The sequence below is a fragment of the Bordetella genomosp. 4 genome (assembly GCF_002261185.1).
Taxonomy (GTDB): Bacteria; Pseudomonadota; Gammaproteobacteria; order Burkholderiales; family Burkholderiaceae_B; genus Bordetella_A.
Genome location: NZ_NEVQ01000001.1, coordinates 294,909 through 320,577, shown reverse-complemented (window position 1 = coordinate 320,577; position 25,669 = coordinate 294,909). Strand labels below are relative to the sequence as shown.

General features: G+C 60.3%; 26 protein-coding genes. 7 read left to right on the top strand and 19 right to left on the bottom strand.

Features of this window, described 5'->3' with window-relative positions:
- The 5 genes from CAL20_RS01505 to CAL20_RS01485 all read right to left on the bottom strand — a co-directional run bounded on the left by CAL20_RS01505 (position 1) and on the right by CAL20_RS01485 (position 5,523).
- A complete protein-coding gene (locus CAL20_RS01505; RefSeq protein WP_094819501.1) occupies positions 1 to 1,068 on the bottom strand; it encodes a glycosyltransferase family 4 protein in 1,068 nt (355 codons plus the stop codon).
- A 69-nt stretch (positions 1,069 to 1,137) separates the two neighbouring features.
- Entirely contained in the window at positions 1,138 to 2,541 is a 1,404-nt protein-coding gene (locus tag CAL20_RS01500) for an MFS transporter (RefSeq protein WP_094819500.1), read from the bottom strand.
- Positions 2,538 to 3,911 (bottom strand): bifunctional UDP-N-acetylglucosamine diphosphorylase/glucosamine-1-phosphate N-acetyltransferase GlmU, encoded by a 1,374-nt coding sequence (gene glmU, locus CAL20_RS01495; protein ID WP_094819499.1) that lies wholly within the window; start codon positions 3,909 to 3,911, stop codon positions 2,538 to 2,540. The genes CAL20_RS01500 and glmU overlap by 4 nt, the downstream gene beginning before the upstream one ends.
- Before the next feature lie 64 nt (positions 3,912 to 3,975).
- A complete protein-coding gene (locus CAL20_RS01490; RefSeq protein ID WP_094819498.1) occupies positions 3,976 to 4,749 on the bottom strand; it encodes a PhaM family polyhydroxyalkanoate granule multifunctional regulatory protein in 774 nt (257 codons plus the stop codon).
- Positions 4,750 to 4,770: 21 nt separating this feature from the next.
- Complete coding sequence (locus CAL20_RS01485) at positions 4,771 to 5,523, bottom strand: glycine zipper 2TM domain-containing protein (RefSeq protein ID WP_094819497.1); 753 nt, start codon at positions 5,521 to 5,523, stop codon at positions 4,771 to 4,773.
- Between the two features lie 124 nt (positions 5,524 to 5,647).
- On the opposite strand from CAL20_RS01485, the gene CAL20_RS01480 reads away from it, so the two are divergent.
- From CAL20_RS01480 to CAL20_RS01465, 4 genes are all read left to right on the top strand, one after another.
- Positions 5,648 to 5,869, top strand: coding sequence for a DUF3717 domain-containing protein (locus CAL20_RS01480; protein WP_094819496.1), 222 nt, complete (start codon positions 5,648 to 5,650; stop codon positions 5,867 to 5,869).
- 96 nt (positions 5,870 to 5,965) lie between these two features.
- Positions 5,966 to 6,865 (top strand): LysR family transcriptional regulator, encoded by a 900-nt coding sequence (locus CAL20_RS01475; protein WP_094819630.1) that lies wholly within the window; start codon positions 5,966 to 5,968, stop codon positions 6,863 to 6,865.
- A 239-nt stretch (positions 6,866 to 7,104) separates the two neighbouring features.
- Complete coding sequence (locus tag CAL20_RS01470) at positions 7,105 to 8,124, top strand: hydroxyacid dehydrogenase (RefSeq protein ID WP_094836998.1); 1,020 nt, start codon at positions 7,105 to 7,107, stop codon at positions 8,122 to 8,124.
- Between the two features lie 39 nt (positions 8,125 to 8,163).
- Positions 8,164 to 9,162, top strand: coding sequence for a tripartite tricarboxylate transporter substrate binding protein (locus CAL20_RS01465; RefSeq protein WP_094836997.1), 999 nt, complete (start codon positions 8,164 to 8,166; stop codon positions 9,160 to 9,162).
- Between the two features lie 8 nt (positions 9,163 to 9,170).
- Here the strand turns inward: CAL20_RS01465 and CAL20_RS01460 are convergent, their stop codons facing one another.
- The 5 genes from CAL20_RS01460 to CAL20_RS01440 are packed head-to-tail and all read right to left on the bottom strand — an operon-like array spanning position 9,171 to position 13,317.
- Positions 9,171 to 9,776, bottom strand: a complete 606-nt coding sequence (locus CAL20_RS01460) for an SCO family protein (protein WP_094836996.1) — start codon at positions 9,774 to 9,776, stop codon at positions 9,171 to 9,173.
- Between the two features lie 18 nt (positions 9,777 to 9,794).
- A complete protein-coding gene (cyoE, locus tag CAL20_RS01455; protein ID WP_094836995.1) occupies positions 9,795 to 10,688 on the bottom strand; it encodes a heme o synthase in 894 nt (297 codons plus the stop codon).
- Between the two features lie 29 nt (positions 10,689 to 10,717).
- Positions 10,718 to 11,728, bottom strand: coding sequence for a COX15/CtaA family protein (locus CAL20_RS01450; protein WP_094819491.1), 1,011 nt, complete (start codon positions 11,726 to 11,728; stop codon positions 10,718 to 10,720).
- 14 nt (positions 11,729 to 11,742) lie between these two features.
- Positions 11,743 to 12,462, bottom strand: a complete 720-nt coding sequence (locus CAL20_RS01445; protein WP_094819490.1) for an SCO family protein — start codon at positions 12,460 to 12,462, stop codon at positions 11,743 to 11,745.
- A gap of 39 nt (positions 12,463 to 12,501) precedes the next feature.
- The gene (locus CAL20_RS01440) at positions 12,502 to 13,317 is read right to left on the bottom strand and encodes an SURF1 family protein (RefSeq protein ID WP_094819489.1); all 816 of its coding nucleotides are present in this window, start codon (positions 13,315 to 13,317) and stop codon (positions 12,502 to 12,504) included.
- A gap of 34 nt (positions 13,318 to 13,351) precedes the next feature.
- Between CAL20_RS01440 and CAL20_RS01435 the strand changes: the two genes are divergently transcribed.
- A complete protein-coding gene (locus tag CAL20_RS01435; protein ID WP_094819629.1) occupies positions 13,352 to 13,552 on the top strand; it encodes a twin transmembrane helix small protein in 201 nt (66 codons plus the stop codon).
- A 122-nt stretch (positions 13,553 to 13,674) separates the two neighbouring features.
- Here CAL20_RS01435 and CAL20_RS01430 read toward each other — a convergent pair whose 3' ends face one another.
- From CAL20_RS01430 to coxB, 5 genes are all read right to left on the bottom strand, one after another.
- Positions 13,675 to 14,550, bottom strand: a complete 876-nt coding sequence (locus CAL20_RS01430; protein ID WP_094819488.1) for a cytochrome c oxidase subunit 3 — start codon at positions 14,548 to 14,550, stop codon at positions 13,675 to 13,677.
- Positions 14,551 to 14,560: 10 nt separating this feature from the next.
- Positions 14,561 to 14,785, bottom strand: a complete 225-nt coding sequence (locus CAL20_RS01425) for a DUF2970 domain-containing protein (protein WP_094819487.1) — start codon at positions 14,783 to 14,785, stop codon at positions 14,561 to 14,563.
- 6 nt (positions 14,786 to 14,791) lie between these two features.
- Positions 14,792 to 14,917: a cytochrome oxidase small assembly protein gene (locus CAL20_RS25695; RefSeq protein ID WP_217903900.1), complete on the bottom strand. Its 126-nt coding sequence runs from the start codon at positions 14,915 to 14,917 to the stop codon at positions 14,792 to 14,794.
- 19 nt (positions 14,918 to 14,936) lie between these two features.
- On the bottom strand, positions 14,937 to 16,562 hold the full coding sequence (gene ctaD, locus CAL20_RS01420) for a cytochrome c oxidase subunit I (protein ID WP_094819486.1): 1,626 nt from the start codon (positions 16,560 to 16,562) through the stop codon (positions 14,937 to 14,939).
- A 92-nt stretch (positions 16,563 to 16,654) separates the two neighbouring features.
- A complete protein-coding gene (coxB, locus tag CAL20_RS01415; RefSeq protein WP_094819485.1) occupies positions 16,655 to 17,815 on the bottom strand; it encodes a cytochrome c oxidase subunit II in 1,161 nt (386 codons plus the stop codon).
- Positions 17,816 to 18,060: 245 nt separating this feature from the next.
- On the opposite strand from coxB, the gene CAL20_RS01410 reads away from it, so the two are divergent.
- Positions 18,061 to 18,891, top strand: a complete 831-nt coding sequence (locus tag CAL20_RS01410; protein WP_094819484.1) for an NUDIX hydrolase — start codon at positions 18,061 to 18,063, stop codon at positions 18,889 to 18,891.
- A 3-nt stretch (positions 18,892 to 18,894) separates the two neighbouring features.
- Here CAL20_RS01410 and CAL20_RS01405 read toward each other — a convergent pair whose 3' ends face one another.
- Complete coding sequence (locus CAL20_RS01405; protein WP_094819483.1) at positions 18,895 to 21,603, bottom strand: cation:proton antiporter domain-containing protein; 2,709 nt, start codon at positions 21,601 to 21,603, stop codon at positions 18,895 to 18,897.
- A 178-nt stretch (positions 21,604 to 21,781) separates the two neighbouring features.
- On the opposite strand from CAL20_RS01405, the gene CAL20_RS01400 reads away from it, so the two are divergent.
- Positions 21,782 to 22,585, top strand: coding sequence for a phosphodiesterase (locus tag CAL20_RS01400; RefSeq protein ID WP_254923877.1), 804 nt, complete (start codon positions 21,782 to 21,784; stop codon positions 22,583 to 22,585).
- Positions 22,586 to 22,873: 288 nt separating this feature from the next.
- Here the strand turns inward: CAL20_RS01400 and rpoH are convergent, their stop codons facing one another.
- From rpoH to fghA, 3 genes are all read right to left on the bottom strand, one after another.
- A complete protein-coding gene (gene rpoH / locus CAL20_RS01395) occupies positions 22,874 to 23,761 on the bottom strand; it encodes an RNA polymerase sigma factor RpoH (protein WP_176456423.1) in 888 nt (295 codons plus the stop codon).
- 108 nt (positions 23,762 to 23,869) lie between these two features.
- Positions 23,870 to 24,559, bottom strand: coding sequence for a hypothetical protein (locus CAL20_RS01390; RefSeq protein ID WP_176456422.1), 690 nt, complete (start codon positions 24,557 to 24,559; stop codon positions 23,870 to 23,872).
- A 93-nt stretch (positions 24,560 to 24,652) separates the two neighbouring features.
- On the bottom strand, positions 24,653 to 25,501 hold the full coding sequence (gene fghA, locus CAL20_RS01385) for an S-formylglutathione hydrolase (protein WP_094819481.1): 849 nt from the start codon (positions 25,499 to 25,501) through the stop codon (positions 24,653 to 24,655).
- Positions 25,502 to 25,669: the final 168 nt, after the last annotated feature.

Genomic DNA, 25,669 nt, shown 5'->3' with positions numbered 1-25,669 from the left:
TCACGCTCGACGTGAGGCCAGCAGTCTGTCGAACTGTGCGAGGTAGCGCCGTCCCATCTCGGTGACATCGTGCTCGGTGCGCACGTAATCGTAGGCGCGTCGGGTGCAGTCGGCGCGAAAAGCCGCGTCATCCAGGCAACGGGCCATGCCTTGCGCCATGCCTTGCACATCTCCCACCGCGCACAACACGCCACGGCCCTCTGCGAGGCTTTCTTTCAGGCCCCCGGCGTCGGTTGAGACCACAGGCACACGCTGCAGAAAGGCGTCGAGCACACTGCTGCCCAGGGCTTCTTCGAGCGAGCTCATGACAAAGACGTCAAAGATGCTGTAATAGTCCTCGATGCCTTTACGAAAGCCGGCAAACAGATAGATATCTTGTAATCCGAGTGCCTCGACCTCTGCTCGAGCCTGCGCCTCGCGATCGCCTCCTGCGCCAAAGTGCACAAAAACAAAGTCGTCACGCGTGCGAGCCAATTCGCCGACGGCACGGATCAGCGTGATGGGATCTTTGTCGTGAATGAGCGCTGCTGAGGTCGCCAAGACCTTTTTACCTTGCAGCCCCAACTCGGCAACCAGGCGCTCGACGTTGCCGGTATCGATGGTGTGCGGCTCGACCGCACTGCGGATGATGACGGGATGCAAACCGAGGCGGCGCGGCTCGGAAGCGGCCATTTCGCTGATGGCGACAAAGCAATCGACACGCCGCCACTTGGCACCGGTCTTCCATTCTTCGTTGGGTTTGACCACGAATGAGGTACGACGGGAGAACACGACAGGGCGGCGATGCAGAGCCTTGGTCAGCACCGCCCAGGTCACGGTATTGGCCGTCTGCGCGTGGATGATGTCGTAGCGATGGCCGGCACGCGCCAGATAGGCGAGCTGCGCAAATACGTTGCGTACCCCGTGTGCGACGAAGCCGTCCTCGGCGGCACGTGCCTGCAGCGGTGCGCCCGCACGGCATAGCACCTCTACATCGTGGCCCGCAGCACGAAAGGCGCGCATGCAATACAGAGTTTGACGTTCACCGCCGCGCCAGCCTTTTTCAAAATTGAGTTGCAGGATTTTCATGCGCAGGGTCTAAGGAAGCCTATATCGGCGCATTATAGGAGGACGATGCGCCGAGGATACTCCTGCGTTTCAATCTGTCCGAAGCTTGTTGGCCCGTACCGTGTTGACGCCTATTGCCAGCGCCGCGCATAGGGTTGCCAATATCAAGGCGACAGACGGTCCGTGAGCCCCGCCCATGCCAAAGGCGATAGCGACCAACGCCGTACCGAAACTCTGGCCAAACACGCGTGTCGTTGCCTGCATACCGCCTGCGGCACCGCTGCGTTGGCGCGGGGCCGAGGACAGCATGGCACGGTTATTGGGCGTCTGGAAAAAACCGAAGCCCATACCCGTAATGAACATCGCAACCATGATCCAGGTATTACTCGCACTGAGCGGCAAGAATGCCAAGGTGGCCAGCCCCAACACCATGGCCGCCGCCCCCGCGCCACTGAGCATGGCGGCCGAATAACGATCGGACATGCGGCCGGCCAATGGCGCGACGATGGCAGTACCGACGGGCCACGCGCCCATCAGCATGCCGACCTCTAGATAGGGCCGGCCCAGAACTTGTTGAAAATAAAACGGCAGCGACACAAACGAGGCCATCTGTGCCGCGAAAGTACATGCGGACGCTGCTACCGCATAGGCGACCGATCGAATCCGCAACAGATCGACAGGGACCAGGGGTGCGGGTTGATGACTCACACGACGCACCAGTATGCACCCCGCCACAATCGCCACCGCGATGAGCAAGACACCACGCCAGGCGCTTTGGCCCAATGTGTCCACGCCTGAAATAAAGACGCCAAGTGTCAACATGCATAGCAAGGCACTGCGCCAATCCAGACGTATGTTGCTGCGCGGAACCTCAGGCAGGTGACGTAGCCCAAACATCACGCCGATGCAGATGGGAAGATTAATGGCAAAGATCCAGCGCCAATGTGCGACCTCGAGGATCACCGAGCCTATGGTGGGCCCCAGGACGGACATGACTGCCACGGCGGTAGCATTGATGCTGATACCTCGCCCGAGCATGCGCAGCGGATAGATGTTGCGCACGAGGCCACCGAACATGCACATCAACGAAGCCGCGCCTATGCCCTGCACGACGCGCGCTGCGGTCAGCTGCCACAACGAGGTCGAGATTGCACCGCATAACGACGCAACGGTGAACAAGGCCAAGCCGATCGAAAACATGCGCCGAAACCCAATGCGCTCCGATAACGCCGACAACGGCAGCAACAGCATCACCACCGCCAAGTTGTAGGCGTTGACCACCCAAACCGCCTGCGAGGGCTGCGCCTGCAGATCGACGGAAATGGTGGGCAGCGCCACATTGGCAATGGAGGTATCCAGCACCGACAGGCTGATGCCCGTCAGGACTGTAGCTGCCGCCCAATATCGCCGTGGTGTGGGCAGGCCATCAGGCAATGTAGGACGGGGGCGAGGCTCTTCGCGAGGTTCCGGTTCGTCCGGTGCTGCGGCGCTCACGACTTTTTCTGGGGGCGCTGCCAGCCCTCGATCGTGCTCGGCCGCGCCCGCGGTGAGATGGTCAGCTTGCCAGCCGGTGCGTCGGTGGTCAATGTGGTGCCAGCGCCCAGCGTGGCGCCGCGGCCGACGCGTACTGGAGCGACCAGTTGGGTATCCGAGCCGATGAAGGCATCGTCCTCGATGGTCGTGCGGAACTTGTTGGCGCCGTCGTAGTTGCAGGTGATGACCCCTGCGCCAACGTTGACGCGAGCGCCGACATCGGCGTCACCGATATACGCCAAATGGTTGGCTTTGCTGTCCACGTCCAGCACACTGTTTTTGATCTCGACAAAGTTGCCTACGTGCGTGCGATCGCCCAACTGTGCGCCGGGACGCAGCCGGGCATAGGGGCCTATACGCGCGTCGCTGCCGACAACGGCCTGCTGAATATGGCTGAATGCCTCGATCTGCGTGCCGGCGCCCACTGAAACGTCGCGCAAGACGCAATGCGGGCCGACACGCACGCCGTCGGCCAACTCGACCTTGCCCTCGAATACGCAACCCACGTCGATGACTACATCGCGTCCGCACGTCAGAGAACCGCGCACATCGAAACGTGCAGGGTCAGCTAGCGTCACGCCAGCCTCGAGCAGGCGGCGGGCCTGTTCTTGCTGGTAGCGGCGTTCCAACTCGGCTTGCTGCACGCGGCTGTTTACACCCAGCGTCTCCCAGCCTGCGGCAGGCTGGGCAGCACCTACTGGCACACCATCGGCGACAGCCAGGCCGACCACGTCGGTCAGGTAGTACTCGCCCTGGGCGTTGTTGTTGTCGATACGGCTGAGCCAGTCCTTGAGCTTGGCGGTGGGAGCCACCAGAATACCCGTATTGACCTCGCGAATGGCGCGTTCGGCTTCGCTGGCGTCTTTGTGTTCGACGATGCGCGTGACCTGGCCCTGGTCGTTGCGCACAATACGGCCATAACCGGTTGCATCGTCCAGAATTTCGGTCAATACGGCAGCGCCCTCGCCGCGCGCTTCAAGCAAGCGGCGCAGTGTGTCGGGCTGCACCAGCGGCACATCGCCGTATAGCACCAGCGTCACATCGTCTTTGCCGTCCTCTTGCAGGAATGGAACTGCCTGCTGAACGGCATGGCCTGTGCCCTGTTGCGGCTGTTGCAAGGCAAAGCTCAGGTCTGCACGGCCATCGAACGCCCCACGAACACGTTCGGCTCCATGTCCGACCACGATCGTGATGCGGCCGGGATTCAGTTGGCTGGCGCTATCGAGCACGTGCTCGAGCATGGGTTTGCCCGCGAGAGGGTGCAAGACTTTGGGCAGATCGGACTGCATGCGTTTACCCAGTCCGGCGGCAAGAATAACGACGTTTAGCATAAGAATTCAGGAAACAGCTTTGGGGCGACAAGCGACAGGCTCATCGCACGATTGAATAGAAAGGTTATGACTTCGGTGCAGCGGGCGCGCGTTTGGCTGCGGCTTTGCGCGGTGCACGCTTGCGAGGAGCCGCAGGCGCTGCCGACGCAGCGGGTGGTACAGTGTTCGCCTGCGCAGGAGGCGTCCCGGTCGCCGCTTGAGCAGCTGCATCGGCTGCCGCTTGCATGGCGGCGGGATCGGGCATGCTGGAGGCCGTGGCTGTCGCGATCTGATTGAATTGCTGCTGCAGCAGATTCCACCACGCTTGCGAGGCCTGGCTCATCTGATCGGCCATGCTGGCAGTGTCGACACCAGCGGGCGCGGCCGGTCCGTCATCGCCAGAGGAAGCCGATGCCTCGGCCGTTGATGATGAGCGGGTTTCGGAACGGGAGGATGCCCCCGTCGATGCCGGCGCAGGCTTGGCCGCTCCCTGAGCAGGTTTAAGCCCCAGCACGACCTCCAGGGGAGATGGCCCGTTTCCGGCTGCGCCGGTCATAAAGGAGCGCAAGGTTGTAATGGTGGAACGCTGAACCTCCATGCCTTGGATGGCGCTGCTCAACATCGACAGGTTCATGCGCAGCCAACTCTCGACGGTACGCAGTTCGGCAATGCGGCGTTCGAGCTCCTCGATATTCATCGGGGGGGCGATAGGCAATGACTGCGCCAAGCCCCCCGGACCCGCCAGCCCCGCCCATGCCTTGCGCATCATCTCCATGCTGGCTAGCAACGGGTTACCCGAAAGGTCGCCGTCCTGCCCTAAACCAGGCAAAACAAAGGGATTGGTATTGGACGTGGACATGCAGTCTCCAGAAGACAATGCTCAGCGTGGCAGCAGTTGGTCGTTTTCGACGCGAACGTGATCGCCGGACGCATAGGCAAACGGCTGCGAGCTGCGAAACGTGCGCTTGCTGCCATTATCCATGCGCACCGTCAGCTCGTAGTGCGTCACGGTCTGTTGCTGTCTGATATTACGCTCGATTTCATGACCTGCCAAAGCGCCCCCTACGGCACCCAGCACGGTCAGTGCGTCTTTGCCGCTGCCCCCGCCAAACTGATGGCCCACCACACCTCCGACAACACCGCCGGCGACGGTGCCCACCACGTTATAGCCTTCGTTCTTCTTGGGGACCTGGACAGTTCGTACGGTCTCCACCACGCCGCAGTTCGCACAAGTGGCCGACGATTTGCCGGCTACCGAGGTTTGAGAGGCAGACGATTTTGAGGCGCTGGCGGACTTGGCTGGCGCGGGCGCAGGCGATGGGGCTTCGGTGCGGCCTTGCGCGGACGCATCGGCCTGGGCGGCAGGGGGAGCAGCCTCCCCTTGGCCTACGACGCCCGATGAAGCATCCGGGTCAGCGGAGGCTTGCTGCGCCTCCGCCTCGGCTTCGGCCTGGACTTGAGCTTCGTGCACGGGCGTCTGGCCGGTGGGTTCAGCCCCGGGCGTGGGAATCCAGCCCAGCAACGAGGCCACTGCGACTGTGGACAGCACGATGACCGACACGGCGGCGGCAGCCACCAACGGGTGCAAACGGCGACGCGGCGTTTCGCTTGGGGTAGGGACTTGAGTATTCATGATGTGCCTCCATCGACAACACGGCCCGTTATATAGCATCTGGCCGCCGTATCGGCGTGTTGCTATCGTGACGCTTTGCAAACCGTGGCGGACTTGTCACGCGTCGTTCTGGGACAATACCAGTATGAATACGCCCATCTCATTGCCTGATCTGGAGCAAGCCATCAATTATTGGCGCAACCGGCTGCCCTCGCAAGGCGAGGAGGCCCGCCTATGTGCCGAGGCTGCCGCCCTGGCTACGCCTTACGCGTTGATGATCATGGGACACCAGCGCGAGATCACGCCAGCCGAGTTGACGCCTGCAGCGCTAGCCGCATACCAGGCGTGGCGCGCGGCACATGGATGAAAGGGCACCGCCGGCGCAGCGTCCGCGACGATTCATCTCAAAAAAGCGAATTTATTGATATATTTGATTTCGCTTTTTCCCATCGTCGCGCGAGATATGACTCTCAAACAACTGGAAGCCTTCTACTGGGCCGCGATCTGCAAAAACTTCGCCGTTGCCGCCAACCGTTTGAATATCTCCGTCTCGTCGCTCTCCAAACGCATCGGCGAACTGGAGACGTCGCTGGGTGCGCAACTCTTTAATCGCAGCGCACGGACCGCAACACTGACACCCTTGGGCGATCACCTGCTGCCTCATGCGAAGGAGTTGCTGCGCGGGGCAGACCTGTTCATGCAGCAAGCCGGCACGCATCTGAACTACTCGGGGCGCTGCTGTTTCGGCGTGGGGGAATTGACCTCGTGGACGTGGATGCCGCAGTTTATCGAGGCCATTCAGCGCGATCATCCCGATCTACGCGTCGAGCCCTTTGCAGATGTCGGCCATCTGGTGGAAGACAAGCTAGAGGAAGGAGAGCTCGATTTCGCGATCATCGGCGGCCCGTCGTCGCGGCCAGCCATTGCCTCGAGCACGATTGGGCAAGTGGAATTCTCATGGGTGGGCACTCGGCGCGCGCTCGGTCGGCGCGGCCCGACACTGCCCGCCCAACTGTCCGAGCTGACGTTAGTGACGCTGCCGCATAATTCTGGCGTCATCCGTATCCTGGACGAATGGCTGACCCAAAACCGGCTCGCCCCCGGGCGTACGCTATCGTGCAACAGTTGGGGCGCAGTGGCGGGAATCATCCGGCAGGGATTGGGCGTAGGCTTTTTGCCGAGCGCCTGGGCACAGCTGCTGTGTCAACGCGGCGAAATGGTGCTGCTGGCGGAGTTTCCACCGCTCGCGCCGCTGCAGTACTGCTTTGAATGGCGGCGCGACGATACCCGGCCCATGTTGGAGAGCATGCGCAAACTGGCTGTGGAGACCGTTGATTTTCACGCGCCCAGTTGCATGATCTGAGTCGGCCGCCCGAGCGCGGACCTTTCGCTTTCTTCCCTAATTTTGTTTCCTAAAAGCGTTTTATTTCGACGAAAAATATTCGCTTTATTTCACAACATCAGTCCCGTACAGTCGCCGAAATGACATCATGGAGACATTGCGCTGCGACTGCCTGAGTTGGCATCCGGCCCCGCGCATTGTCCATGCTTGTCCGAGCGCGGCTGCGTGGCTCGCACCGCACGTTAAAGGACAGTTTGAGAATGACACCTCTTGTTTGCCGGTTGGACCTGTGGGTCAATCCGATTTTTGATGAACTGATCGCGCAATCGGCCACGCTATCGATATTGCCCGCCCGCGGCCACAACGATCACACGCTAGCCCAGTTGCAGCAGGCACATGCTTATCTGGCTTCGGCCGCCAAGGACGAGCTCCCGCGCGAATGGTTTGTCTCACGCGAATTGTTGCGCGACTGCCCCCAGTTGCTTTGCGTCTCGTCGTCAGGAGCCGGCTACGACACCATCGATGTGGCCGCCTGCACCGAGGCGGGCGTAGCGGTGGTGAACCAGGCGGGTATGAATGCGGATTCGGTGGCCGAACACACGTTTGCCCTGCTGCTGGCCGTACAGCGGCGCATCGTGCTGTCTCATCAGCAGCTGCGCACAGCGACGGGCTTTAGCCGTGAATCGCTGATGGGCCATGAAATACGAGGCACCTGCATAGGTCTGATCGGCGTCGGCGAAATCGGCCGCCGGGTAGTGCGGATCGCGCAGGGTTTTGGCATGCGTGTCTGCGCCTATGACCCGTTGCTGGATGAAGCGACGATCCGCGAACGCGGAGCCGAACCGATGGATCTGGACTCGCTGCTGGCGACCGCGGACGTCGTCTCGCTGCATTGCCCGCTGAATGCTCAGACCCGCGGGATGTTCGGCACGCATCAGTTTTCCGCCATGAAGCCCGGATCGGTATTTATCACCACGGCCCGTGGCGGCATTCACGACGAAGCCGCGCTCAATGCGGCCCTGAGCAGCGGCCACTTGGCGGGTGCCGGTCTGGATGTCTGGGATCAGGAACCGCCGGGCAACGACGCCCCGCTGCTGCAGCATGACAACGTCGTAGGAAGTTTTCATACGGCGGGCGTGACGCACGAAGCCCGGCGCAACGTCGCGCGAGGCGCGGCAGAACAACTCGTCATGATGCTGCGCGGCGAACGCCCGCCGCGCCTGTTGAACCCCAATGTCTGGCCACGATTTCTAGAACGGCTTGGCCAGCATTCTTTCTGAAAACGAGCGGGACATCCGCCATCACCAGGAGACAACCTTATGCAAACTCTGAATTTGCGGCGCCGCTTCATTCGCTTGACGGCTAGCGCAGCCTGCCTTTGCGCAGCAGCAGGTCTGGCAAGCACGGCGCAGGCCGCCGGCTATCCCTCGCACCCCATTAATTTCATCGTGTCGTATGGCCCCGGCGGCGGCACGGATCTGGTAGCCCGCATGATGGCGCCGTTTCTACAGAAATACTTGGGCAGCGACAGCCGCATTGTGGTGCTGAACCGGCCCGGCGCGGGCGGCGCCATCGGTTTTGCGGAACTCGCGCGTGCGAAGCCCGATGGCTACACCATCGGTTTCATCAACACCCCGAATCTGCTCACGATCCCCATTGAGCGCGAAACCTCTTTCACCTGGAAGAGCTTTGATCTCATTGGCAACGTTGTCGATGATCCCGGGGCTTTCGCGGTGCTCGAGACCAACCAAGTGAAAACCTTGGCAGATCTGACTGCCTACGCCAAGCAAAAACCCGGGGAGGCCACCGTCGGCACGACCGGCACAGGCTCTGACGATCATTTGGCGATGCTGCAATTCGCGCGCGCATCGGGCGCCAAGCTGACTCATGTCCCGTATAAAGGCGCAGGCGAAGTGCGCGGCGCCGTGGCGGGGGGCGAAATCATGATCGGCGCCATCAACGTCGGCGAAGTCCTGCAATACAAAAAAGGCGGCACACCGCTGCATTTCCTGGGACAGATGGGCTCGACGCGTTCGTCAGCGCTGCCCGATGTTCCCACCTTTAAAGAACAGGGTTTCGATATCGAGCTGGCGTCATTACGCGGCCTGGCGGCCCCCAAGGGTCTGCCGGCAGATGTGCGCGGCAAGCTGGTCGACGCCTTGAACAAGACCATGCAAGATCCCGAGTTCCAGGCCAAGGCGCGCGATATGTTTGCCCCGCTGCGCTATCTGCCGCCAGCGGAATACGCCAAGGAACTGGAGACGGGCGAAGCCAATTTTCGCAAGCTCTGGCAGGAGTCGCCCTGGATCGACAAGTAGGCCGACAATCAGTCGAGCAGTAGCTTGATATCGTGCACCATCGCGTCAACGCCGATGGTGCTGTTGGCCAGCACGCGCGACTCGCCTTTACCGTCAAACAGGTAAAACGCGGCGGTGTGATCCATGGTGTAGTTCTTGCCGCCCTCGGTCGGGACCTTGGCGTAATAAGCCTTGAATGAGGCGGCCGTGGCCTTGACCTGATCGGGGGTGCCGGTCAACCCCAAGAAACGTGGGTCAAAGGTCGTGACGTATTGTTTGAGGATCTCCGGCGTATCGCGCTCGGGATCCACACTGATCAGCAACACCTGGACGCGATCGGCATCGGGCCCCAGTTTCTGCATGACCTGCGACAGCTCTGCCAAGGCCGTAGGGCAGACATCGGGGCATTGCGTAAAGCCGAAAAATGCCACGACGACTTTCCCGGCGAAATCCTGCAGCGTGCGCGCCTGGCCGTTATGGTCATTCAGAGCCAGTGCTTTACCCAATTGCGTGCCGGAGATGTCGTTACCTTTGAATTTCGGCGCGGGATCACCGCAGGCAGCGAGAGCACTCGTCAACACAAGAGCGGCCGCGCGACGCAGCACGGCACGGCGATGGGTAGAAAACACGGACATGAAACGGGATCTCCCAGGTCAGAGCAATATGCCGGCCCAGTGGTCCACCAACAACGCGGCGAACAACAGCGACAGATACAGGATCGAAAAGCGGAACAGCCGGCGCGCCAGCTCGTCGCTGTATTCACGATAAAGCCGCCAGGCATAGGCAACAAACATGGCGCCCAACACAAGCGCCGATGCCAAATAGAATAACCCGCTCATGCGGATGATATAGGGCAGCGTGGTCGAAGCCAGCAGCACCAGGCTATACAGCAGGATCTGCAACTGCGTGTATTTCTGCCCATGGGTGACCGGCAGCATGGGCAGGCCCGATTTGACGTAATCGTGCCTGCGATACAGGGCCAGCGCCCAGAAATGCGGCGGCGTCCAGATGAATATGATCAACACCAGTATCCACGCCTCGGCGGGCACGGAATTCGCAACTGCTGCCCAGCCCAGGGCCGGCGGCATCGCACCCGATAGCCCGCCGATGACGATATTCTGCGGTGTGCGCGGCTTGAGAATGATGGTGTAGATGATCGCGTAACCCACAAAGGTGGCGAACGTCAGCCACATGGTCAGCGGGTTGACCAAGTGATACAGCACCAGCATGCCTGCCCCGCCGAGCAAGCCCGACAACGTAATGACCTGGGCGGACGAAATCGTACCCTGCGCCGTAGCGCGGCGAGCCGTGCGCAGCATGCGCGCGTCGACTTCCTGTTCGATCAGGCAGTTGATGGCGAAGGCCGCGGCGGCCAAGAGCCAAATACCGAGCGTGCCAAAAACGACATGGTTCAGATCAGGTAGGCCTGGCACGGCCAGGAACATACCAATGACGGCACAGAACACCGCCAGTTGCGTCACGCGCGGTTTGGTCAGCACGAGATACTGGCGTAGCAGGCCGGGTTGAGGAGCGGCAAGACTGGACATAATGGGGCTATTTTAAACGCTGGCGGCCATCAGGCGGTCGGAGCAGGGCGCCCGGCGTTGGAAAGACGCACCAGCATGACCACGCAGGCCAAGGTCAGCCCGGCGGCTCCCCCATTATGTAACACGGCAATCAACAAGGGCCACTGGAAGAAAATCGTGGTCAAGCCGGTGCACAACTGTGCCGCCAGCAGGGCCAAGGTCAAGGTGGCCGGCCCCCTCAGGCCCGGCTCCGCCCGCAGACGCCACGCCAATATCCCCAGGTAAATCAACACGACAAACGCAAAGTTTCGGTGTACCCAGTGAATCGCTGTCAGGGCATGCTGGGAAATCATCTCGCCCGAGGGCAATTCACCCAGCCCCCGGATGATGGAAAAGCCACCGTGAAAATCCATATCCGGCAGCCATTGCCCGTGACAGGTCGGGAAATCCAGACATGCCAGCGCGGCATAGTTTGTACTGACCCAGCCCCCCAGGGCGACTTGCACCGCCAACAGCGCAACGCCCACGATCAACCAAGGACGCCATCGGATGGCCGAGGCCGGCAGCGGCGCATGCGGGCGCTCACGGGCCGACAGCCAGGTCATCAGCGCCAGCAGCGACAAACCCAGTACTAAATGCGCGGTCACCACGGCGGGCATGAGCTTGTGCGTCACCGTCCAGGCGCCAAAGGCTCCCTGCACGCAGACCGCGACCAGCGTCACGACCGCCAACACCGGAGAACGCCCCAGTTCCCGGCGATAACGCCAGGCCATGAACACGATCGCAATGATCAACATGCCCAGAAACGCACCGACATAGCGGTGAATCATCTCGATCCAGGCTTTGGAAAGCGTGACGGGACCGTAGGGCATGGATTGCGTGGCCTGATGAATGTCGCCCATGGCGCCCAGTGGCGTCACCTTGCCATAGCAGCCGGGCCAGTCCGGGCAACCGAGCCCGGAATCGGTCAAGCGCACAAACGCACCGAACATGATCAGATCGAGCGTCAGAAACCAAGTGAAGAAAACCAGCTTGCGATAACGTTGTTTGATGTGTTGCATAGTAAGACCGGCCGTCAGCCAATGCGCGAGCTATAGATCAGTTTGCTGATGTCTTTGCGCACCTTGACGCCATCGGCCTCTGGGGGAAACTGCAGCATGAGGTTACCCAGAGGATCAATGACCCAGATGGGCCCTAATAAGTCCGAAGGGGCGGATGAAGTGGATTGACCGGATAAAGATGAATTCGATAACGATGGAACAGGTGAATCAGACGGTTGGCCAGATGTGGGAGTGGTAGACGCCCCGGCACCCCGCGCCACCAGGAAACGTGCCAATTGCTCGGGCCGCGCCCGGACCATGATGGTGCCTTGGTAGGCCTCCAGCACTTTGGCGGGAACGTCGCCGTCGTCGGTGATGAACCACACACGCGCCAGACGATCGACGTTCTTTCCCTGGCTGGCATGCGAATTACGGGTGATGAAAAGCTTGCGGGCGCAGGATTCTGGGCAGGCCGCCTCGTCCACACTGAGCAGCAACCATTTGCCTTTCAAGCTTTGCAGATCGAAAGGCTTGCCCTCTAGTGTAGTCAATTGCAGCTCGCTCGCGCTCGGCATGGGGCGCTGCGGCTCGATCAAGGTGCCGTAATTGCTGGAGCCCTCCGGCCACCATTGCGGGTTGTTGTACATGACAAAGGCCGCCAGGATCGGTGCCAGGGTGCACAGGAATACCAATACCAGCGGTATCAGCGAGCGTTTTTTTGCAGGAGCAGTAGGGGTTACTTGGGCCACGCGCATTTTCCTGTGCAAGAATGAATGATCAGACCGGCGACATACTCAAGGGTTCTGGGAATCATCGAATTGACGTTCGCGCCCACGGCGCAAGGCACGCCACGCCAGCACCAACCAGGCAGCCGCCGCAATCGCAGCGAACGAGAACCACTGCAAGGCATAACCCCGATTCTGGTTGTAATCGATCGAAGGTTGGGGCCAATCGCGCACCAGTGTATCCGCGCCGCGTGTTTGCATCAGCACGGCCGGCAGCAGGCTCAGGCCGGTAGCTCTGGCATAGGCGGGTAATTCCAGATTCTGGACTTGGGGCACCCCACCGTCCGCGGCAGGCAGCATGTCCGGCAACTGCCCCTGCGACGTGCCGCCTAATGACCAGAGTTCGAACAAACGGGGCACGCGCGCAGACAGTTCGCCGGTGACGGACTGCACACCAGCCGGCGTGTCGGGTAACTGCGGCGCCGATGACATGGGCGAGGCAGATGAAGACGATGGTGGGGACAGCGAGCGCGGCAACCAGCCTCGCAGAACCAGCACCGCCTGATGACTCGTTGCGTCCAGCAATAGCGGCGTCGCCAGCCAATAGCCGGGCTTGCCATCCTGATTGCGGTTATCCAGCAGGACGCTGTATTGATTCAGCCATTGCCCGGTGGCCTGTGCCGGCCGCCACGCAGTCAGCGCATCGTCCTGCGTCTCGGGGGTCAATACCAATGGCGGCTGTGCCCGCCCTGCCTCGATACTGGCGGCAATGGCTCGCCGTTCGTCGGCGCGGCGCAATTGCCACGCCCCCAGTGACGCCAGCACTGCAACGGCTACGCCCAGCAATACCAAAGCCACAAAGATACGCCGAACTGAATGAGCCATGTCTGCAATAATTCCGTTTTACCCGGAGGCCAAAATGCGCATATTTGTCGTCTTGGCATTCATCGGTATTTTGGCCAGTCTCGCCTCTGCGCTGATTTATTTGATGAAAGACAAGGGCACGACCAATCGGACCGTCAACGCACTGACCGTACGTATCGGGCTGTCGGTCGCCCTGTTTCTGTTTGTCTTGTTCGCCCATCATATGGGCTGGATCGAAAGCACCGGTTATCGATGAGCACCATCCTGGCTGGCGAGCCGCAGCAGGGCCAGTGAATGGTGCTATCCGTCGTAGCAAATCACAATCGCTGGTGTGCGAATGCCCCCTGACGGGGGCATTCGCGGTCTCGCTCAGACGATTTAGAACCAATACACGAACAGGTACAGACCGAGCCAGACCACGTCCACAAAGTGCCAATACCAGGCTGCGCCCTCAAAACCGAAATGATGGTCGGCCGTAAAGTGCCCGCGCATCAAACGAATCAGGATCACCGTCAGCATGGTCGCGCCCATGATGACGTGAAAGCCGTGAAAGCCGGTCAACATGTAGAACAGCGATCCATACACGCCTGAATTGAATTTCAGATTCAGCTCGGTGATGGCGTGATGGTATTCATAAGCCTGGCAGGCCACAAACACAAAGCCCAATACCACGGTGGCAAACAACCAGAACATGGTTTTGCCGCGATGGTTTTCACGCAACGCATGGTGCGCAATGGTCAGCGTCACACCAGAGGACAGCAGCAAGGCGGTGTTGATGGTGGGCAGCCAGAACGGGCCGACGGTCTGGAAATGCTCAACGACGCCTGCCGGCCCGAAATTCGGCCATGCCGCCTGGAAATCCGGCCATAGCATCAGCTTGTGATCCAGGTCCCCCAGCCAGGGTGTCGTGATCGTACGCACGTACCAGAGCGCGCCGAAAAAACCCGCAAAGAACATGACCTCGGAAAAGATGAACCAGCTCATGCCCCAGCGATACGACAGATCGATGCGCTTGCTGTTCATGCCGGTCTCGGACTCGTGTATCGCGTCTCCGAACCAGAAATACAGCACGACAATCAGACCGAGTATCCCAGCGAGTACCAGCCACTTGCCCCAGCTGACATCGTTGACCCAGGCAGCGGCGCCTATCCCTGTCGCCAGCAAAGCCACAGCGCTGCGCACGGGATGAGCAGAATCCGCCGGTACGTAGTAGTACGGTGCCTCTTTTCCTTGAACCGAGTGGCTTGCACTCATGGTCTTCTCCTTAGCTCAAACTAGCCACGGCCCATCGCACGATAGCGACTAGCACCAACACAAAAATCACGCCAGCCAACACCCCAGCCACGATCAGATGCACGGGGTTCAGTTTGCCCGCATCCTCTTGGTAGCCCGCCCCACGCCGCACACCGAACATGCCCCACAACACGGCTTTGAGCGTTTGCAGGAAATTCAACTTGCGTCGCGAGGCATCCCGGATGTCGTGTGTCATAACCACCTACTTGACGGCTACGCCGCCCAGCGTCGCCGAACCTCGAAAGAAGGTCCAGGCAAAGATCGCAACCACCAGCGCCAGCAAGACCAACCCGATAATCCGATTACGACGACGTTGTTCTGGAGTCATGACAACCTGCGAGTCGGATTCACTTGACCTCGGGCGGCGTTTCAAAGGTATGGAACGGCGCCGGCGATGGCACGGTCCACTCCAGCCCCTCGGCGCCTTCCCAGGGTTTTGCGGCAGCGACCTCGCCTTTGCCACGGTAGCAACGCAGGATGACGTACAGGAACAGCAATTGCGATAGGCCGAACCAGAATGCCCCGATGGTGGCGATCTGGTGGAACGTCGTGAACTGGGCGGCGTAGTCCGCATAACGGCGCGGCATGCCGGCCAGACCCAGGAAGTGCATCGGGAAGAACGTCACGTTGAACGAAATCAGCGTCGACCAGAAATGCCATTTGCCGAGTTTTTCGTTGTACATGCGGCCCGTCCATTTGGGCACCCAGTAATAGGCGCCTGCAAACAGGGCGAACAACGAGCCAGCCACCAGCACGTAATGGAAATGCGCCACCACGTAATAGGTATCGTGCACCTGAATATCGATGGGCGCGACCGACAGAATCAGGCCCGTAAAACCGCCCATGGTGAACACGAAGATAAAGCCCACCGCGAACAGCATCGGGGTTTCAAAGGTCATCGAGCCGCGCCACATGGTCGCAATCCAGTTGAAGACCTTTACCCCGGTCGGGATGGAAATCAACATGGTGGCGTACATGAAATACAGCTGGCCGGTGACCGGCATGCCGGTCGTAAACATGTGGTGAGCCCACACAATGAACGACAGCACCGCGATCGCCGAGGTCGCATACACCATGGAGGCATAGCCGAACAGCTTTTTGCGCGCAAAGGCCGGCACGATGGCCGACACGATGCCGAACGCCGGCAAAATCATGATGTAAACCTCGGGATGCCCGAAGAACCAGAACACGTGCTGATAAAGCACCGGGTCACCGCCCGCAGCCGCGTTGAAAAAGCCGGTACCGAAATGGCGATCGGTCAGCACCATGGTGATGGCGGCTGCCAGCACGGGCATCACGGCAATCAGCAAGAACGCCGTGATCAGCCAGGTCCAGCAGAACATGGGCATCTTCATCAGCGTCATGCCCGGCGCACGCATGTTCAGAATCGTAACGATGACGTTGATCGCGCCCATGATGGACGACGCACCCATGATGTGCACGGCAAAAATAGCCAAGTCCATACCGGGGCCCATCTGAGCCGACAACGGGGCATACAGCGTCCAGCCGGCAGCCGTCGCGCCGCCCGGCACAAAGAACGATGCCGTCAGCATGATGGCGGCCACGGGCAGCAGCCAGAAGCTGAAGTTGTTCATGCGGGCAAAAGCCATGTCGGACGCGCCGATCTGCATCGGAATCATCCAGTTGGCAAAGCCCACGAACGACGGCATGATCGCACCGAACACCATGATCAGACCGTGCATGGTGGTGAACTGATTGAACAGCTCAGGCTGGAAGAACTGCAGGCCGGGCTCAAAGAGCTCGGTACGCAGCAACAGCGCCAACGTGCCGCCCTCGAGCAGCATGACAAACGAGAAGATGAGATACATCGTCCCGATGTCTTTGTGGTTGGTCGCAAATAGCCAGCGGCGCCATCCCGTGGGGATCGCGTGGTGATGGTCATCGTGGCCGTGGTCGTGGTCGTGGCCCTGTCCGTGGCCTGGCGACACGTGGTCTACAGTGACGCTGCTCATGATCGACTCCTTCCTGCTATGTGCCGGCCTCTTTTAAAGAGGCCAGTGTGTCTCGTAACGGGTGCGACTACAACAAGGGCCGGGGCCAGCGACTAGCGCTTGGCCACCGAGTCCTTGGGCTGTACCACGGGGTCTTGGCCCTTGCCCGCGTTGCTCCAGGCATGGCGCGTATAGGTAATGACGGCGGCGATTTCCACGTCGTTCAGTTGGCCGGCAAAGGCCGCCATCGCCGTACCGGGACGGCCGTGCAGCACCGTCTGCAACTGCGCGTCCTTGGGACCTAGCACAGTCTTGTCGCCATCAAGTGCGGGGAATGAACCGGGTACCCCCTTGCCGTTGGCCTGGTGACAGGCCACGCAGTTGGCGCCGTAGACTTTCTCGCCACGGGCGATGAGTTCTTCTTTGGTCCATTCCTTGTTGGGATCGTCTGCGTTGGCGGCCATTTTTTTCCGCTGGTCTTCGGCCCACGCCTCGTACTCGGCCTGAGGCAGGACCTCGACCACGATAGGCATGAAGGCGTGATCCTTGCCACAGAGTTCCGCACACTGGCCACGGTAGATACCAGGTTTTTGGGCACGGAACCAGGTGTCGCGCAGGAACCCGGGAATCGCGTCCTGCTTGACGCCAAAATCGGGGATCATCCAGGAATGGATGACATCGCCGGCCGTCAGGACAATGCGGATCTTTTTGTCGACCGGCACCACGAGGTGGTTGTCGGTCTCCATCAAATAGAACTGGCCCTTGGGTTCGCGGCCCTCGATCTGGGCGCGAGGCGTGGACAAGGTCGCCAGGAACTTGACGCCGGCAGCGGGCCCATCGAGGTATTCGTAGCCCCATTTCCACTGATAACCGGTAACCTTGACGGTCAGGTCGGGGCTGGACGTGTCTTTCATGGCGACGACCGTCTTGGTAGCCGGCAACGCCATGGCGATCACGATGATAAAGGGGATGACGGTCCAGGCGACTTCGACGCCCAGATGCTCATGGAAGGTGGAGGCTTGATGGCCGCGTGATTTTCGGTGCGCCCAAATGGAGTAGAACATGACGCCAAAGACGCCAATGAAAATCACACCACAGATTATCAGCAGCAGCCAATGCAGCCACATGACATCCTGTGCAATCTGAGTAACGCCTTCGTGCAGGTTCAGCTGATCAACTTTTGGGCCGCCGGGCATGTCTTGTACCTGCGCACCAACGGCACAGCTAAACAGCAATACACAGGCGCCCAGTATCCCTCTCCACCACTTCTTCATGCTTACTCCGAAACATGTCGCGGGCTCTTCCGCGCCCGCTTAGCCGCGAGAGGGCGGAATCCACGCAATTATTTAAGACGGCAGGTGCGAAACAGACTCGAAGTCGGTTTACCCCACTCGAATCACAAAGAACCGCGGAATTATAGCGGACGCACCACCGCCGATGTTATCCAGCGCTCTAGCATCATACACAACTGTGCGCGATCGGCCCGTCTGCGGCGCTCGCGGTGCACTAAAATCGCCTCATGTTGACGACTTCTTTTCATCACGAACCGGCCCAGATGGCCGCGCTGTACGCGCAATTCACGCAACGTGTACAGGAGCCGCCCCCCGAGTTGGCACGGCCGTTGTACATCGCCGGTCAGTGTTGCGGGTGGGCGACGCACGCCGCCTGCGACGCGCTCAGGCGACTGCCGAAAGTACAGGTCGAGGCCGATGCGCTGCGCATCGGCGCCGGGCTCGCCATCGGACCTGAGCTGAACGCCTTATTGGCTCAGGTTGCGCAAACGCTACGCGAGGCAGACTGCCTGCGTGGTTGGCGTGACGAGTTGATGGACGTCCTCGGCCCTGACGGATGCCTGGGCATCATCGAGCGCGCCGCAATGCGCCCGCTCGGGCTGCTGACGCGCGCAGTACACCTGAATGCATGGACGCCGGATGGCCGCCTGTGGGTAGCGCGACGCGCACTCAGCAAATCCACGGACCCCGGCATGTGGGACACCTTGGTAGGCGGCCTGGTCAGTACCCAGGAAGATCTGGAACAAGGACTGTTGCGAGAATGCGCAGAAGAAGCCGGCCTCGCGCCCGAGTCTCTTACGACACGCACGCCGCTGCGTACGATACTGCGCGTGCAGCGTCGATTGCCGGAGGGGTATCAGGTCGAGGACCTGCTGACCAGCACCTGCGTCCTGCCGGCTGACACACAACCGACAAACCAGGATGGCGAAGTCATGGAAATCGCCCACATCACAGTTGCCGAGGCCGTGCGTCAGATCGCCGATGGCGAATTCACCGTCGAAGCAGCACTGGTGATCCTCGAGGACATCACCCAGCGCCGCGCCCACGGCGAAATCTGAGGCTCACGATTCTTGGGCAGCCGAAGGGGGCGACGGCGGCCTCGCCCGGGTCTCCGCCTCGGATGCAGCCGCAGGCGCCGGTTTTGACGGTGCACTGCCCTCAGATACAGCCGCAGTCGCTGGATTCGGCGATGCTGCCTCAGTGGGCGCAGCGGAAGGCGTTTCGGGCAGCGGCGCAGTCACTTGCGGGACGGGCGTCGCCGAAGGCGACGTCGTCCCAGTCTGGGAAAACTGCCGCCAGACTTCGATGGCGCGCAAGCGCTGTTTGGCCACGACCTGGACTCGTTCGCGCAAGTTCACGTCCCGCGCCAACAGGGCCTCGAAATCACGCAGCGAGAGCATCAGTAATTTGCTGTAGCCCAACGAGTAGACATCGGGCATGATTTGTTGTTCGCCCAATAGCGCCAGCTCGCCAAAAAACTCACCGCTGCCCAGCTCGATCGCCGTGCCATCAGGCAACTGCACAGACACCGCCCCCGAGGCTACGAAACACATTTCCAGACCATGCCGACCGCGCGTCAAGACGGGTTGATCGGGCAAGGCCAGACGTGGTTTGAGCAATCGGCTGATGGCACGCAATGAATCCGCACTCAAGCCCTCGAACAAAGGCACCCGGGTAATCAACTCTGCAGCGCCGAGCTCCATATCCAGAGGGGGATGCTTGTCAATGTGACGCCAGCGGCTCTTTAACTGGTTCATCAAATCTGCATATACCTCGCCGCTGATGAGGAATTGCTCCAGCATGTCGTGATAACGGATGCGCTCGAGCTCGCGCGCCGTGCGTCCCAGATAACTTTCTTGCAGCCACAACGCATAAGAAGGGTATTGCAGATTGAGCGCCTGCAGCGCATGAGCGATCAGATCCAAACGCCGCTGATGTACCGCCACAATCTGCTGAGCGGCCGTCTCGCCCAATAACGGTGCGATCTGTTCTCGCGAGAAAACAATCAGCCGCTGGGCCACGGATTGCTTGGTCAACAGACTGGCGAAACGCTTGCCCAGTTCATAGGCCAGCCAGCTTTGAAAGCCAAACGTGTAGTGCGTGCGCAGAGCCAGGCGAAACGCTCTCGAATAGCGTACGTCCGCCACGATGCCGCGTTCAAAACCCTCCAGCCCGCCCGAGCGTATGGCATCCTCCAGACGCTCGGAGCGAGCCAGCAAAGATTCCGCCATGCGCCAATCCACAATCTGCGCTTTCAGAATATCAAAGAACATTTCCTGCTCGCGCTGCGCGAGGATGACCAGCCCCACCGCAACGCGTTGCTCGTCGGTCATCTGGCTCACCTGACCATCGTGCACACTGGCCAGGCTCGCATCGAACACCGCGTGAATGCGATCGCGAGCCTCCGGGCTGATATGGTCTGTTTTCGCGATGTCATCGGCCTTGTCCTGCAGATCCTCGAGCGCAACCACCAGCGCCTGATTGCGGATCGTGCGTTCGACCATCGATAGCTGGTTCAACCCCAGCATGCGGATCAACGGACGCAAGGTCATGCCATTAACAAACAGAGTCGACAACACAAAGCCAGTCGTGACAACCGCGATAAAGTGCCGCGCGTCCTCGGGCACCGCCGCTTGCTCGGTCACGGCCAGGGCCAGGGCCAACGATACGGCGCCCCGCAAGCCACCCCACATCATGACAAGCTTGTAGGGCGTACTGACTTTGGTGCCGAGCGGCGTCAATCCGAGCAGCGGCAACAGGCCGAACACGACGATGCCGCGTGCCAGCAGCGTCACCACAAAGACCACGACCACCAGCAGCAGTTCTTGCAGGTCGGTCGCGGCCATCAGCTTGGGGACCAGCATCGCGGCAAAAATAAAGATCAACGAGTTCGCCCAGAACCCGAACTGCTCCCAGGAACTGGCCAGATGCTCGAACGTGACTGGCGACATGCGGGTCCGTCCGGTCGAGCCCACCACCAGCCCCGCAATCACTGTGGCGACCACGCCAGATACGCCCAAATAATGTTCGGAAATGAAAAACGACAGATACGCCAAGGTCAGCGTCAGCGTGATTTCTGCTGTAGGGAACCCGCGCAACCAGGCAAATAGAAAGCATGCCCCGCGGCCCATAACATAACCCGCCAAGCCGCCGCCGATAAAGTGCACGACGAAGTCAGTGAATATGCCGCTGACCGACAAGGTACCCGTGCCGCCCAGCACCGCGAGCAGCACGGAATACAGAGCGATCGACGCGGCATCGTTGAACAGACTTTCGCCCTCGACGAGGGTAGTCAATCGCTTGGGCGCTCCGACCTCGCGGAATATCCCCACCACGGCCACCGGGTCCGTCGTCGCCACGATAGCCCCCAGCAGCAGACACGCCACCAATCCGTAGGACGACACGGCATTGACGGCGAAACCGACCACGACGGTACACACCACCACCGCCACAATGGCCATCATCAAAATAGGACCGATATCGTCCATCAAGCGGCGCACATTCATGGCCAGAGCGGTTTCAAACAACAGCACCGGCAGGAATACCATCAAGAAAGTTTCGGACGAAATCTCGAAACGTTCGATGGTGTCGAACAGATCCCCCAGCACCGGAGGAGCCCAACCATGCAAGTGCAGTCCGATACCCAGCAGGCAACCCACAATGGCCAACAGGACTGAATAGGGCAGCTTGACGCGACCGGCCAAGGGCGGCATGAAGCACACCAATGTAAGTAGTCCGGATAAACCGAAAACAATAAAACCTATATCCATGAAGGGTGTACAAGCCGCAAACGTATCAGACAGAGAACAAGGATAGCTTTTTTTACGGCGTTCCAGCGGAGAGGCCGCTGCCGCGCACGTTTCGTTACCGCTCTGGCTTGTTCAAATGGTCCAGTGGGGACGCTTTTTGGGTATGGTACTGAGCTTTATTGGATATTCAGGAGGCCTCTTGCCGGGTTCGACTACCAGCGCGGGCCGCGCCGACGCGCCAACACTGCTGGTGCAGCTGACGGATTTGCATCTGATGGCTGAACCAGAAAGCGTCATGTGCCAAGTCAATACCGATGCCAGTTTGCGTGCGGTGATGGACCTGGTTCGCGCCAATGGGCATCGCCCTGATCTATTGCTGGCCACGGGAGATCTAGCGCAAGATGGTTCTGCGCAGGCCTATCAACGTCTGCGCAGCCTGCTGGAGCAGACCGACTGGCCGGTTCGCTGCCTGCCTGGCAATCACGATGATCCACGACTCCTGCGCGAAACCATGGGACTCTGGGCACAGCCCGTCACGGACATCGGCGCCTGGCGCATCATTTTGCTGGATTCCACGGTGCCCGACTCGAACGCGGGTCATATCAGTGAAGAACAATTCGACCTGCTGGAACAAGCATCGGCTTTGGCGGGCGACCGCCATGTACTCGTTGCGCTGCACCACAACCCGGTGCAAATGGACAGCAGCTTTCCCGACAAGATGATGGTGGACAATGCGCAAGCTCTGTTTCAGCGTCTGGCCAATCTGCCGCGCGCGCGTGTGCTGTTGTGGGGCCATGTCCACCAGGCATTCGATCGCCGTCGCCATCACATGCGCCTGCTGGCTACCCCGTCGACATGCTTTCAGTTCAGCATTCGTAATGGCCAGCATGTGCTGGACGACTCGCCACCAGGCTATCGCTGGCTCAAACTGTACCGCGACGGATCGCTGGCGACCGGCGTCCGTCGCCTGAGCGACGCCGCCTGGCTGCAGGCAAAAAAATAGGGCACCGATATGCGAGGTGCCCTGCAAGCATCCGTTTCATAGGGGAGGGGAAGAGGAGAAGCCGAAACGGATGCAAGACTACACGCCGGGATGCGGCAATTGCGGTCTACAGGTATTTAGTCTCTGCGGCGTCGAATAAGTTTCCGGTGGGAACCGTCTTCAGCACCGGAAAATTGAATCAAATTGTATCTATAACGAAGATTATGCTGCAACAATGCCCACTGCCAAAACGCGAAAGCCCCGGCATCGCTATGCCGAGGCTTTTTTGCGTAGAACAGGACTGACAGATCAGGCGGCAGCCAAGGCGCCACGCATTTTCTTTAGCGCAGCGGCTTCGATCTGGCGGATTCGCTCTGCCGAGACGCCGAACTCTTGTGCCAGCTCTTGCAGCGTGGTTCCGCCGTCGTCTTGGAGCCAGCGGGCCTCGATGATGCGACGTGAGCGTGCGTCCAGGGCTTGCAAGGCGTTCGCCAAACCTTCGCCTTGCAGATCATCGTGTTCACGGCGATCAAGCACGCGCGTCGGCTCTGCGTGGCCCTCGTCGGACAGATACGAGATAGGCGCATACGCCTCGTCCTCGTCGTCCTGTTTTTCCAGCGACAGGTCACGGCCCGACAGGCGGACCTCCATTTCGCTGACGTCTTCGCGACGCACGTTCAGTTCCTGGGCAATCCGATCGACTTGCTCGGGGTCGAGCGTATGGCCGTCGGGACGCATGCTGCGGAGATTGAAAAACAGTTTGCGCTGCGCCTTGGTGGTGGCCACCTTGACCATGCGCCAGTTGCGGATGATGAACTCGTGAATTTCGGCCTTGATCCAGTGCACGGCGAACGACACCAAGCGCACTCCGCGTTCCGGGTCAAAGCGCTTGACGGCCTTCATCAGGCCCACGTTGCCCTCCTGGATGAGGTCGGCGTGGGGCAGGCCATAGCCCAGATACTGACGCGCGACGGATACCACCAGTCGCAGGTGCGACAGCACCAACTCGCGGGCGGCCTCGAGGTCGTCCCGGTCGCGCAAACGGCGGCCGAGTTCGGTTTCGCGTTCGGCGGTCAATACCGGCAGGTGGTTGACGGCCGAGATGTAGGCTTCGATCGTACCTAGTGAGCCTGGATTGGCAACGGCCAACGCCAGGGCGTTGCCGGACAGGGCCAACGAGCTACTGGGTTGCTTCATGGTTGCGTCCTCCAAGATGGAAATTGACAGGGGCATCAGCTGATATTAGCACTCTATCTATACGAGTGCTAATTCGACTGCCGCAGTGCATCAAAGTTCAATTCCCCCCTACCATCCCTGCTGGCGCAACGCATCCTCGGTTATCTGGCCGTCGGGCCGGATGACGACGCCGCCCCGAGGGTCCATGTAGACCCGGTAACGCGCGCCGTCGACCATGGGCATGTAGGCAGCGCTGCCATATTGAACGTCAACAAACGGCAGCCAGTTCGGGAATACCTTTTTCAGCTGGGCGAGGTCGGGTACGGGCCAATCGGATAAATCGTGAACGGTACGTGCCGCTGTTTTTTCCTGCTCGACGTCGCGGTAGCGGCCGGAGAGGCGCTCAAACGCGTACAAGGGGGGCGCACCTGCGAGCATAGCGGGCAGGCGCCAGCGTACGACCTTGGCATCGATCTGCCATTGATCGCCCGAGAGGGGATAGATACGCTCGCCTTTGCCGGAGACGTCTGTGGTGACCAGGAACTGCCCCGGCGCCTGCTCATGCATGGTTACCGTCGCGACCGGCACATCGGTAGTCAATCGGACGAACTGAACCAGCGTCAACGCCAACATGGCCGATACGCCCGCCAGGGCGATCAGCAGAACGCCGAACAGGCGCCGTATCGGCCGCAGCCTGAATACCCGGCGCCCGGAAGCATCTCGCGGCCCGCCACGCCCGAATAATAGGACCATCCCCGGTATCAACACTACCAAGGCCGCCAGGGCCATCCAGACGAAGGGGGCAAAACCATTGATCACTAGGCAATCCTCACGTTTGTGGGCGAGGGCGGCCCTGCTAAACCGACAGCAAGGCAGCCGCCGTCAACAATAGCTTGATTTCCTGGCGTACCGTTAACAATGTTGATCAGCGTGAAACCGCACGTGATCCTGCATGAAGGTAGAAATAAAGTAGTACCCGTGGTCGTAATCAGCATGACGCCTCAACGTCAGTGGCTGGCCGGCCTCTTGGCATGCCTGCTCGAATACTTCGGGATACAGTTGCTCGGCCAGAAAGCCATCCGCCAGCCCCTGATCAATCAGAATGCCATGCGGGAAAGGCTGCTGCGCGCGCGACATGAGCTCGCTGGCGTCGTAGGCCTTCCAGGCGTTCATATCGGGCCCCAAATAGCCGTTGAAGGCCTTTTGGCCCCATGGACAACGGGTCGGTGCCGCGATCGGCGCAAAGGCGGAGACGGAACGGAACTTGTCAGGATGGCGCAATGCCAGCACCAGCGCGCCATGCCCGCCCATGGAATGGCCAAATATCCCTACGCGTCGGACATCACCGGGCAACTCCCGGGTGACGATGCCGTACAGCTCGTCGGTTACATAGCTTTCCATCCGATAATGGGTACTCCAGGGCTGCGCCGTGGCGTCCAGATAAAAGCCCGCTCCGGTGCCGAAATCCCAGTCCTGATCCTCGCCGGCGATGCCCGCGCCGCGGGGACTCGTGTCCGGGGCCACCAGCATCAAGCCGTATTCGGCAGCCAGCCGTTGCGCGCCGCCCTTGATCATGAATGTTTCCTCAGTGCAGGTCAGGCCGGCGAGATAAAACAACACCGGCACTGGCCCCTGTTCCGCCTGTGGGGGTACATACACCGAGAACCTCATGGGCAAGCCGATCTGGACCGAATCGTGGCGGTAATAACGTTGCCATCCGCCGAAGCAACGGTGCTGGGAGATCAATTCCAAGTCTGCCATGGCGCAGGGTTTTCCTTACTAGTTGCGTATACGGCCGATGTTAACCTGCGTATCTGACCGCGCTGGCAGAGAGAAAAACAATTGTCTACGGGTACCATCCCCTCTCGACGGCTGTGGCACTATTTATATATAGTGGTCAACACCACCGTTCTTTCTGGCTTGGTGCCC